Here is a 12,687-nt window from a genome sequence, read left to right as displayed (position 1 = left end):
CCCAGAGAAAACGTGCCTAGTGAAACTAACTCAATGTGCGCCGGTTCCGCCTCGTCCAAAGGATATAGGCGGCGAAGCGCCCGACGATAAAGTTGGCCACCACCCCCGCCGCGATGCCGACGCTGCCGCCACCGGCCTTGATGAGCGCATCCTTGAGATGAGCGTGGCGGCCGGGCGCGATGAGCTGGGCCAATTCGAACAGGAAGGCCGAGCCGACCATGATGGCCAGAACCAGCCACCAATGGCGGGGGTAGCCGAGCACGAAGACAAAGCCCACAAGGGCGAAAGCGGCGAAGCGCTCGATATTGGCCGGCTCGCCCGTCATCGGGCGCCATTCAATGGGCGAGACGGTCACATAGAGAAGCGCCAGCAACAGGAGCCAGGCAAGAGGGCGGGCCAGCGCGCGGATCATGCTGCGGTCCGGTCGGGCGCCGGGGCGGCGCGCATGGGGCTGGTCGGCATGGGATGCCTCTGTGAGCGGGGTGCCAAGAACGCCAGCCTAGTGGAAATGGGCGGCATGTCCATGGCCCTCGACGGGTCCCTCCGCCTATGGCGCGCGCAGATTGCCGCCAAGCCGCAGGTCTTCGGCCTTTGCCATGATCTGGGCGGCGGAGCGCGAGCCGAATGGGCCGATGGGCGCGCTCAACTGACCCGCCACCACCACATTGACGTAGAAGCGTCCGTCGACCGAGCTGATGGTCACCGAATAGGCCCCACCGGCATTGCGCGGCAGCGGGTAACCGGCGCTGAGGTAGAGCTCGAGCATCTGGTCCTTGTCGTACCGGTCCTCGTTGACCTCGAGCATGGCGCCGTCGAGACGGACGCGCGGCATGTCCTCGATGGCGTATCTGAGGGCCAGCGCGGCGGACGGAAAGCGGCGATAGCCGATGAAGTCGCGTCGGCCGCCGCGGCCGGGATAGAGCTCTGCAAGGGCTTCGAAATCAAAATCCGTCATGTTTGCCGGCCTTTACCACTTTGTGGGTTCGCCGGATGACCGCCGCTGACCTGGCGGTGAGCTGGGTCCGCTCCTCGGAACGCTTCTCGAGCCATTGGAGCCGGGTGTCGACGTCTGGACGGGGTGCCGCCGGGCCCGGGGCCGAGCGGTCTTTCTTCTGGATGAGCGCGAACTCGCGCTCGGCGCGTTGCCGCGAGAGGCTGGACATGCCTTGGACTCCGATGGGAGGCGGGACCGCCGGATGACGATCCCGTTCAGGCTCAGCGCAGTTGCAGGTTGGTGGCCGAAATCTTGCCGTCGCGGCCGTTTTCGAGCTCGTAGGAGAGCTTCTGGCCTTCGGCGAGGTCGGTAAGACCGGCGTGCTCGACGGCGCTGATATGGACGAACGTATCCTTGCTGCCGTCATCGGGAGCAATGAAACCGAAGCCACGATTTGAATTGAAGAACTTTACTGTGCCGTTTTTCATGGTGATTTTCTCTGTAAAAGCTTGGCTCGCATGGCGAGAAAAGCGAATTCCCGGCGGCGAAATGCCATCGAGATCTTTTCCGTTCGCAAGATCAAGGATCGCCGAGAGGCCAAAAGCCCTACAGAAAGCGGTGAGGGTGAAAACGTAGCCAGTATAGTCGCTGGCAAATGCGTAAATAACAAGGCGGTTTCGGAATTAGTCTTCCTCTTCGATTTCACCCATGCCGCGTCCGGCCTCGGTAATGAGCAATTCATCCGAGTCACGGACCGCAAGACCGCGCGTGATGAGGAAGTCCACGAGACCCTCGTCGCGTATTCCATAGAGGTCGGTCAGCGGAACGGGACCCTGGCCCAGCCGGCGAAGCAGATAATAGGCATCGACCGGGACGTGTTCGAGCGCCCGTTCCGAAGCCTTCGGGCGGTTGTACCCCTGAAAGCGGCGGGGCCTCTGGGATTCAGCGGCCTTGTGGAAATGGGCGATGGTATCGAGCCAGCCGCCCACGTCATCGGGAGTGTCCTCGGTGCCCAGGACCCAGGCGTTGACCAGACCCTCTTCGCAACCGAGCACCTGAGCCAGGTCGAGCGGAGACCACCGGATGATGACCAGGTATTCCCTGAGTTGTTCGGCATTCATGCTGCCATCCTGTTCTGGAGCAGGGGGATGCTCCGTCGGGGCGGGAAAGACGTGTGGCAGGCACGGAGCCTGGCCGCAGCGATCTGCGATTGGTCGTGAAAGTTGCACGGCGCGGGACCGCCGCCCAATCGGGGCGCGGTGCAGGGCGGCATAGAGGGCAACATGCCCCCGAAAGGCCGCACACGACAGTCTACGGCTTTCCGCCACCGGAAAGCGAGAAAGATCGACGGCGGCAGCCCCGGAAAGGCTCTCACTTCGGCGAGATCGAGCCGACCCCGTTCGAGGTGATGAGGGGCAGCGGAGCGGTGATTCTCCGACAGGGGCCGGATGCGCCGACCGGACAGCCGCCCGGGCACGCCCGAGTGCCGCAAATATATAATGCGTTATGCGAGACAGGTAAGGTTAACGTAGTTTCTACGGCAGAAGTATAGCCCGCTATATATGTGCGGAATACTCAGCCTTTCCCTGCCGGTCGGTCGATGCTGAAAGCTCATGACTAATAGTGAGTTAATCAGTTTTGAACCCGCCGGGGGATGTTGTGGCTACCAATAATGAATTCGACCGCCAGTCCGTTAATGACGCTTTTGCCGATCGTTTGACTTTAGAAATCGCTGCAGTTCCTGACAATCTCGATCTGCCCGCAAATGCCATTCCCGCCCGGCCGGAAGCCGTTCAGGTGGCCCAGGCCGGCACCCCGGCGCAGCCGCAGACGGTGGTGGTCGAACTGGCCGAAGGCAATATCGCGCGCCTGCCGGAAGGCGCCGACATTTCCGAGCCGCGCCAGAACGGCGCCGACCTCGAATTCGTCCAGCCCGACGGCACCGTGATCGTCATCCCGAACGGGGCGGTGCAGGGGCTGACCCTCTTCATCGGCGCGGTCGAGATTCCGCCGCAGGCCGTGGCGCAGCTCTTCACCACCAACGGCATCGAAGCCGCAGCCGGCCCCGACGCCGGCCCGGCGCAGGGTTCGCACGGCAATTTCCAGGACAATGTCGGCGGGCAGGGGATCGGTGACGGCATCGGTTTCTCGTCGCTCCTGGGCAATACCGACCTCAACTTCGGCACCGGTGACACCCAGAGCGAGCAGGGCAACCTGCCGCCGAACCTGTTCGGGGCGACCTATAGCGCCTCGCTCGCCGAAGATGCGCTGCTGAACGGCAACCCCGAGGGTGGCGAAGTGCGCGTCATCACCGGCGTCGTGGCCGCTTCGGACGTCGATCAGCTCACCTATGGCTTCACCGCCCCGGCCGGCGAATTCACCTCCCACGGGGTGGCGATCGTCTGGTCGATCGAGCCCGGCACGGGCGATCTCGTCGGCATGGCCGGCGATACCCTCATCATCCGCGCCCATATCGAGCGCACGGCGGACAATAACGGCGCCTACACGATCACGCTTTCGGGCCCGATCGACCACCCGGCCGGCGCCGGCGAGAACAATGTCGCGATGAACCTGGGCATCGTGGTTTCGGACGGGTTCAATACCTCCGAGACGACGCTCACCCTCACCATCGGCGACGACATGCCGATCTCGACCGAACCCACGGCCGGCACGGTCGAAGAGGCGGGCCTGGTTCCGGGCGGCTACGAGGGTGAGGAAGGCGCGCACAGCAATGTGCTGAACGGCGACCTCCACCTGGCATTCGGCGCCGACGGCCCGGCCGCCAACGCCGCCGTGGTCCTGGCCGCCGATGGCGCCACCTGGCAGCAGACCACCAGCACCACCGGTATCCTGACGGGCGCGGACGACGCCTGGACGCTCGAGGTCCATGCCGACGGCACCTATACGTTCACCCTGCTCAAGCCGCTCGACCACAGCGGCGAAGGCAACGGGGAAGCCATCAACATCGGCATCTCGGTCACCGCGACCGATTTCGATGGGGACAGCGCCACCTCCAATTTCGCGGTCACGGTCAATGATGACGTGCCGTTTGCCGGGGAATCGACCAACGGGCAGCTGAGCGAAACCACCAATTCGGGCTTCTCGAACGCCTTCGTGACGCAGACGCTGGCCGACCAGTCGCTCAACATCCACTGGGGTGCCGACAGTGCCAATGCCGGCGGTTCCTATGACCGCGCGGTGACCTTTGCCACCGCCACCGCGCCCGAAGGCCTGACCTCGAACGGCTTCCAGGTGATTTACGTGGTCTCCGAAGACGGCACCACGATCACCGCCTACCGCGTCACGATGGGCGAGAATCCCCTGACGCACGAGCCGGAACAGCATTTCGTCTCGACCGGCGGTGGCGACCTGGGCCCGAACCCGAGCAACAGCGCGCGCGTGTTCAGCGTGCAGCTCTCCGATACCGGCAACGGCACCTATACCTTCACCCTCTACGACAACCTCGACCATCCGGAAGGCAATGGTTCGGTGTCGCTGGACTTCAACTTCGTGGCCAAGGACGCCGATGGCGATTCCGCTGGCGGCCAGTTCCAGATCGGCATCGAGGACACGGTTCCCGAAGTCGTCGGGGAAGCCCAGATCGTCACCGTGAGCGAAGCGCAGCTGACCGACGGCCAGTCGGGCGCGCTCAATATCGACTGGAACGCCGACGACGGCGCCGCCAAGCACATCAACTTTGCAGCCGAGGGCCTGCCGCAGGGCCTCAAGTCCGATGGCGTGGACATCGTCTACCAGGTCCAGCAGGACGCCGCGGGCAATGACGTGCTGGTCGCTTACAAGGAAGGTGGCAGCCCGGACAATCCGGTGTTCATGGTCGCCTTCACCGAAGGCAACCCGACCTACACCTTCACCCTCTTCCAGAACCTCGACCACCCGGCGGGCTCGGATACGCTCGAACTCAACTTCGGCATCGTGGCGACCGATGGCGACGGCGACACCGTCACCCAGGACTTCACGGTCAATGTCGCGGACGACAAGCCGGTCTTCACGGGCCCTATCGCAACGCCGACGGTGGACGAGGATGGTCTTGTGCTGGGCAACCACGGCCTGCCGCCCTCGGGGCAGTGGCCTGCTGGGAGCGGTTATGCCGGCTCGGACGCGCCGGGCTCCAACATCCAGACTGGCTGGGTGTCGCTCGGCATTGACTGGGGTTCGGACGACACCGACCAGAACGACAGCACCATCCTGGGCGTTCATCGCCAGGACGGGGTCAACCTGTTCGACTCCTCTCCCAATGCCGGCATGGGGCGTGCGGTCTATTTCGCCGACACCGCCATCGGCACGCTCGAGGCGATGAACCTCACTTCGCGCGGCGAGACCGTCACTTATGACCTGGTGGAAAGCGGCACGCGTCTCATCGCCCATGTGGGGCTGCGCGTGGTGTTCACCGTGGTTCTCTCCGACGATGGCCAGGGCGGCTACAATTTCACGCTGACCGACGAGCTGGATCACCCGGTCGCCAATTCTGAAGACGATATCGAACTCAAGTTCGACATCGTGGCCCGCGACTATGATGGCGACACCGCCCAGACCACGTTCGGCGTGATCGTGGACGACGACGCACCGGTCATCGGCACGCCCGGCATGGGGACTGTGGAAGAAGAAGAGTCCGCCGTCGCCGGAAACGGCAACGAAGATCGCGGTGGCGTGGGCGACGATGACACCAGCTTCCTCGGCTTCCCGATCAACCTGACCACGGAAAAGACCACCCGTTCGCTCGATATCGACTGGGGTGCCGACGACAACAATTCGGGCAGCGTCGCCAACCGTTCGGTTGGGTTCCTTGCGAGCCTGGATGGAGCAGTCAGCGAGTTCACCTCCAACGGACAGGTCGTTACCTATTCGCTCGAAGACAATGGCACCAAGCTGGTGGCGCGTGGTTCGGATGGCCATGAGGTCTTCAACATCACGCTCTCGGACGCGCTGAACGGCAGCTATACCTTCACGCTGGTCGATACGATCGATCACAACGGCGCGGGGGAAGACGCCGCCATCCTGGATTTCGGTTTCACGGCGACCGACGCCGACGGAGACTCCGTCAACGGCCAGTTCTCGGTGCGCGTGCTCGATGATACGCCGCTCCAGGGGGCGGCCCAGAACGCGACTGTCAGCGAAGACGACGTATCGGCCTATCCGGCCACCGACACCAGCAATGCCAGCCCGATCGTCACCAAGTCGCTCGGGATCGCCTGGGGCGCCGACGACGATATCCGCACTGGGGCGGGCGACACGTTCGGACGCAGCGTGCATTTCGTGGCCAACGGGGTCAACGTGGCCGCGGCGACCTATGCCAGCGCCAGCGACGTGGGCCTGGGAAGCGACCTCTATTCGGGCGGCGTCAAGCTGGTCTACGTGGTCACCGATAATGACGATGGCGGCCAGACCATCACCGCCACCAAGGGTGCGGGCGGCGAGGTGATCTTCACCATCGAGCTCGATCCGACCGCGACCAACGGCAGCTATACGTTCGAGCTCAAGGGTGAGCTCGACCACGCTGCCAACTCGAACAAGCTCGACCTCGACTTCAACTTCCGCGGCACCGACGCCGATGGCGACAATGCCCCGGCAGGGTCGTTCAAGGTGACCGTCAATGACGACAAGCCGGTCGCGGGCGAAGCCACGACCGGGTCGGTGAACGAGGATGATATCTCGAGCTGGCCGCAGACGGACGGTACGCCGTTCAGCGATGCCGGCAAGTCGACCACGCAGGCGCTCAATATTTCCTGGGGTGCGGACGACGATATCCGGACCGGGGCGGGCGACACCTTCGGGCGCAGCGTGGGCTTCTCCACCAATGCGGGCGTGGTTTCGGCGCAGACCTTCACCGATGCGGCGCTGGTCGGCCTTTCGGTCTCGGGCGGCACGCTGACCTCCAATGGCGTGGCGCTGGTCTACCAGGTGGTCAACACCGCCAATGGCGGGCAGATCCTGACGGCCTACAAGGGTGAAGTCGGCGGCGACGTGATCTTCAAGGTCACCCTGGACCCGACCTCGACGAGCGGCAGCTACAAGTTCGACCTGGTGGGCGAGCTCGACCACGCGGCCAATTCGGACTCGGCCACGCTCACCTTCGGGTTCCGCGGCGCGGATGCCGACGGCGACAGCACCGGCAAGAGCTCCTTCATGGTGACCATTGCCGACGACAAGCCGGTGATCGGCAGCCAGCACACGGGCGTGGTGGACGAAGACGGCTTCCCGCAGCTGGAATCGGGCGCCGGCAATCCCGGCCCGATCTTCGGGGGCGGGGACGAGTTCCTGGCCGGTACCATCGACAGCCACAGCCTGGCGATCTCCTGGGGCGCCGATGACGGCTCCAACCGCTCGGTGACGTTCAACACCGCCGCGATTTCGGCTCCGGCCGACCTGACCTCGAACGGCATCGCCGTGGTCTACGAGTACAGCGCCGGCAACACGATGCTGACCGCTTACCGGTTCGACGGCACCAACTATATCGGCGCCGATGGCGAAGTGCTCACCGCAGCCGGCAAGGCCGGGGCCGCCGTGTTCACGGTCGGTCTCTCGGAATCGGGCAGCGGCTCGTACACCTTCACCCTGCTCGACAACATCGACCAGGCTCGCGGCGGCGAAGAGAACAACACCGTTCTCAACTTCGGCTTCACCGCGACCGATGCCGATGGCGACGCAGTCTCGTCCTCGTTCAACGTTTCGATCGATGACGACACGCCGGTGGTCCTGATCAACCAGCCCGTGGCGGTCGACGAAGGCGATATCGGTTCGGCCGATGCCGCCCAGACCGGCGCCCTCGGGATCTTCTGGGGTTCGGACCTCGGCAATTCGGTGGTCGATGGCGGCAATACCGGACTCGACGGCGATCGCGCGGTGGTGTTCGGCCAGAACAATGCGCCGTCGTGGCTCACCTCCAATGGCGCGCATGTGCGCTATGAAGTGGGCGAGAACGGCACGCTGCTGACCGCCTACCGCTTCGAGAACGGCCATTATGTCGGCCCGAACGGGGAAGACCTGGGGACCAGCCCGGCCGACGCGGCCCGTGTGTTCACGGTGACCCTGTCGGACACCGGCAGCGGCTCGTACACCTTCACCCTGCTCGACAATATCGACAGCCACGGCGCGTCCGATAGCCTGGGCTTCAACTTCACGGCGATCGATGGCGACGGTGACGGCGTCAACAGCAGCTTCGTCGTGGTTGTCCTCGACGACAGCCCCTCGCTTGGCGGCGCCACCAATGCCAGCGTCGACGAGGACGGGCTCAACGGCAACCCGGGTGCGCCTGCTCCCTATGCCGGCTCCGACCTTGCCGGGGAAGCCACCAATACCGGCGCGGTGTCGCTGGGCATCAACTGGGGCGCCGATGCCGATCTCAAGTCCGAGGCGCTGACCCCGGGCGGTAATATCGGCACGGTTGACGATCCGATCGGCCGCACGGTCGAGTTCGTGCGGGCCAGCGGCTCGGCGCAGACGCTCGGCGTCGGCGTGGTCAATGCCGCCCAGCTCGGCGCGGGCTTTGCCGACCTCAAGTCGGACGGCGTGGGCCTCGACTATCGCATCGACTACATGCTCGACAGCCAGGGTCACTGGAACGGCGGCTATGTGCTGACCGCCTACAAGGACGGCACCGACGCCAGCGTGGAGGCCAACCAGGTCTTCAAGCTCACGCTCGATCCGACCGCGACCAATGGCAGCTACACGTTCGACCTGCTGGGCAGCCTCGACCATCCGGTGGCCAACCAGGAAGACGACCTGCAGCTGACGTTCAGCTTCCGCGCCGGGGATTCGGACGGAGACAAGACGGGCCGTGGCTCGTTCACCGTGACGGTGGATGACGACGCGCCGGTGATCCACGAGGCGAGCGCGGCGGTCAACCTGCTGACCAACGGCGACTTCTCGAACGGCTCCTGGCCGCATGCCGAAAGCTGGGGCGACTGGGCGACCGAGGCCACCGGCTGGAAGATCACCGGCACCGGTACCGTCCAGCTCGAACGCGTCGAGGACAACTATCTCGGCATGAGCTCGTCCACCCATGGCCAGATGGTCGACCTCGGCTCGACCGCAGGCAACATCACCATCTCGCAGTCGATCGCGGGCCTGGCGACGGACAAGCCCTATACGCTGACCTTCGAAATCGGTTCGCCCGACACGGCCTCGTCCAAGCTGGAAGTCTACTGGAACGGTCATCTCGTGGGCACTTTCGTGCCGACCGGCACCATGACCACCATGACCATCGCGGACCTGCTGCCGGACGCGCAGGGCCATGGCGTCATCTCGTTCAAGGAAGTGGGTACTCCGGACAATACGGGCACCTACCTCGCCAATGTCGGCCTGGCTCCGTCCGACATGGTTTCGGCTCCGGTCATCTACGGCACGATCGGTGAAGACGAGGGCAATGCCACGGTGGTCCTCACCGAAGGCAGCAGCTACTCGTTCGGCGCAGACGGCGCCGGCTCGGTGGCGTTCGACAAGGACGCGACCGTGATCACCACGCCTACCGGCACCACGCTTGCGGTTCCCGATCTCATCTATGACGCGGCCACGGGCACGCTGACGGTGGCTCCGGGCTGGGGCTTCAACGGCCTGAGCGAAGGCGAGATCGCCACGCTGAGCATTCCGTTCACCGTGACGGATGGCGACGGGGACACGACCACGGGCATCTACCAGCTCACCGTCGTGGGCAAGAACGATGCGGTCACCACCTCGGAGGCCTTCCCCGACGGCGGCACGATCACCGAGTACGACGAGACCAACCCGGCCGCGAACTCGACCGACGACCGGACTGTGTTCGACGCCGAGCCGGGCCATGCCGGCTACAATGGCGGTGCGTTCTACATCTATGACGACCAGGGCGACAGCCACACGCTGAGCATCACGAGCCCGTCGGGCGCGCTCGGCTACCTGACCGCCTCGGTGAGCGAAGAAACGGTCAATGACGGGGTGGGGCTGGTTACCTGGCACTACCACATCTCGGACGCGGACCTTAATCCGCTCCAGGCCGGAGAGACCCGCACCGAAGTCTTCCAGGTCACGGTCGATGACGGCCACGGCTCGCAGACCACCCGCGACATCACCATCACGCTTGTCGGCACCAACGACACGCCGGTGATCTCGGTGGAGCAGGGGAACTCCGACTACGTGTTCCTCACCGAAACCGACGCGGGCCAGCAAGCCAACGGCACGCTCAGCGTCGCCGACGCGGACGTCAAGGACGCCGTTACCGCGACGGTCCTGGGCGTCACCGCCTCTGGCTCGGGCATCGAGAACCTGTTCACGGAAGCGCAGCTCCTCGAGTTCTTCAAGGTCGGCACCAACCCGGTGATCGACGGCACGCATACGGCCGGCGACATCAGCTGGACGTTCGACTCCAACGGGGAAGCCTTCAACTTCCTGCCCAAGGGCTGGGAATCGGTGCTGAGCTACACCATCCAGGTCGATGACGGGCATGGCGGGACGGACACCCATGTCGTCCAGATCAAGCTGCACGGCACCAACGATCTGCCGGTCGTGGACCTCAACGGGGACGCCGCGGGCCAGGATGCCACGGTGACCGCCGTCGAGCAGCTCGACCAGTGGATCTTCTCGGGCGCCAAGATCAGCGATGCCGACACCGGCAACCTGCACTCCATGACGGTGGCGTTCGCCACGCGTCCGGATGGCTCGGCCGAGGTCCTCTCGTTCAACACGGCGGCAAGCACTGCGCTTGCCGCAGCGGGCCTCATCGTTACCGCGACCGCCGATGGCGGGTTCGTGATCTCGGGTGACGCGTCGGTGGCGACCTACCAGACGGTCCTCAACGGGATCATCTACAACAACGGCAGCGACAACCCGACTTCGGGCGGGCGCGAGCTGACCGTGGTCGTCAACGACGGCATGGACGACAGCGTGGCCCACACCACGACGGTCAATGTCATTCCGCTCAACGACAAGCCGGTCTTCGCGGGCACCATGCACGCCGAAGTCGCCGAGGGCGGCACCCATACGCTGACCCTGGCCGAACTCGGCTTCAGCGATCCTGACGACAACGCCGGTGGCGTCGCCTTCAAGATCGTGAGCGCCACGCATGGCCGCGTGCTGCTGGACGGCATTCTCTCGGAGAGCTTTACGGCACAGGCGGTCATCGACGGCCGCGTGACCTTCGAGCATGACGGTTCGGAAGGCAACTCGGCCGGCTTCACCGTGACGGTCGAGGACGGCAACGAGGACGGCAGCCCGGCAGTGCAGGGTGAGTTCACGTTCTCGGTCGATCCGGTCAACGACGCTCCGGAGGCCACGGCCCTTACCGGCTCGGTGGGTGAGGACGGTCCGTCCTATTCGCAGGACCTGCTCGCCAGCGCGAGCGATCCGGATGGCGATGCGCTTTCAGTCCAGGATGTCGCGACTTCGGTCACGACTTCGGGTTTGCGTACCTTGTTGCTCGGCACGGACTACACGGTCACCAACGGCGTCTTCGCGCTGACGGCAGCGGGCTTTGCCAAGTTCAATGCGCTCAATGACGGCGAGAGTGACGAGCTGACGCTCACCTATAAGGTCTCGGACGGCCAGGCGCAGACAAGCAACTCGCTGACCGTGAACATCGTGGGTGCCAACGAGGTGGTAGTGACCAATCCGCCGACAGTTGACGACACGACCAGCGCGGCGGGACGGTATGCTTTCGTCAAGGACTACATGTCGCCCAACGCGATCAACTTCGACCTCGCCAGCCTCTTCGGCGGCGGCGCGGGCGCGCTGACCTACACGCTCGAGAAGGTCTACACCAGCAACTACGACGATTGGTTGAATCGCAACGGCGACACCGTCAGCGGCAACCCGGCGGACTATCTCAGCAGCTACTGGGATGACGACGGGATGTACATGTACAAGGTGACCGCGACCGACGCGTCCGGCCACCAGGTGTCGACCTATGTCGCCTTCAATGCCATCGAAGACTCGGGTCGGATTTATGACCTGACCGACAACGGCAAAGGTAATGATAATGGGGTTGGCTGGGCAAACGATCACAATGGTGATGGCGACCTGATCCTCATCGGTGACAATATCAACAAGACGGTCAAGGCAGGCGACGGCGATGACGTGGTCATCGGCTCGAGCGGCGGTGACGACATCCGCGGTGGAACTGGTCACGATGCAGTCTACGCCCAGGGTGGCAACGACTATATCGACGGCGATGACGGCAACGACTTCCTGGATGGCGGCAACGGCAACGACACCATCCATGGCGGCACCGGGCACGACATCCTGCTTGGCGGCAATGGCAACGACTTCCTCTATGGCGAGGACGGCAATGACATTCTGCTGGGCGGCGCCGGCAACGACAAGCTCGACGGCGGATCGGGTGACGACCTGCTGATCGGCGGGGCCGGCTCTGACACCCTGACGGGCGGATGGGGCGTGGATACGTTCAAGTTCCAGCCCGGCGACCTGACCGGCGGGGCGGTGGACTACATCTCCGACTTCCAGACCGGCAGCAACGGGGACATCATCGACCTTTCCGAACTGCTCTCGGGCGCCAGCGGCAACAAGGCCGACCTGGTCCGCTTCGAGTACGCCAACGGGGCGACCGAACTGCTGTCCCATTCGGGCAGCGCGCCGGGCGTCAACGGAGATGTGACGCTGCAGGTGAATGTCTCGGGGACCTGGACCGATGTCGCGACGATCCACGACACCGGAAGCAACCTGACCAACCACGACGACATCATCCGTATCCTGCTCGACAGCACGGTGATCACGCACAATATCTAAGAGCAAACAAAGGCTTGCCACTC

At 64.4% G+C, this 12,687-nt stretch carries 6 protein-coding genes; 1 reads left to right on the top strand and 5 read right to left on the bottom strand.

Annotation, left to right across the window (positions count from 1 at the left end; all coding sequences use genetic code 11):
- Positions 1 to 25: 25 nt before the first annotated feature.
- From FNA67_RS15410 to FNA67_RS15390, 5 genes are all read right to left on the bottom strand, one after another.
- Positions 26 to 412 carry a VanZ family protein gene (locus FNA67_RS15410; RefSeq protein WP_371874347.1) on the bottom strand — a complete coding sequence of 129 codons (387 nt, stop codon included), beginning with the start codon at positions 410 to 412 and terminating at the stop codon, positions 26 to 28.
- A 135-nt stretch (positions 413 to 547) separates the two neighbouring features.
- Complete coding sequence (locus tag FNA67_RS22040) at positions 548 to 955, bottom strand: hypothetical protein (protein WP_174851682.1); 408 nt, start codon at positions 953 to 955, stop codon at positions 548 to 550.
- Positions 942 to 1,163, bottom strand: a complete 222-nt coding sequence (locus FNA67_RS15400) for a hypothetical protein (RefSeq protein WP_049705995.1) — start codon at positions 1,161 to 1,163, stop codon at positions 942 to 944. Before FNA67_RS15400 ends, FNA67_RS22040 begins: the two co-directional genes overlap by 14 nt.
- Before the next feature lie 52 nt (positions 1,164 to 1,215).
- Positions 1,216 to 1,422 (bottom strand): cold-shock protein, encoded by a 207-nt coding sequence (locus FNA67_RS15395; RefSeq protein WP_049705994.1) that lies wholly within the window; start codon positions 1,420 to 1,422, stop codon positions 1,216 to 1,218.
- Between the two features lie 195 nt (positions 1,423 to 1,617).
- Complete coding sequence (locus FNA67_RS15390) at positions 1,618 to 2,055, bottom strand: hypothetical protein (protein WP_049705993.1); 438 nt, start codon at positions 2,053 to 2,055, stop codon at positions 1,618 to 1,620.
- A 595-nt stretch (positions 2,056 to 2,650) separates the two neighbouring features.
- On the opposite strand from FNA67_RS15390, the gene FNA67_RS15385 reads away from it, so the two are divergent.
- Complete coding sequence (locus FNA67_RS15385) at positions 2,651 to 12,664, top strand: T1SS-143 repeat domain-containing protein (RefSeq protein ID WP_147656752.1); 10,014 nt, start codon at positions 2,651 to 2,653, stop codon at positions 12,662 to 12,664.
- The last annotated feature ends 23 nt before the right edge of the window (positions 12,665 to 12,687 follow it).

It is taken from the genome of Youhaiella tibetensis, from assembly GCF_008000755.1.
Taxonomy (GTDB): Bacteria; Pseudomonadota; Alphaproteobacteria; order Rhizobiales; family Devosiaceae; genus Paradevosia; species Paradevosia tibetensis.
This window is presented reverse-complemented; position numbering and strand designations above follow the sequence as displayed.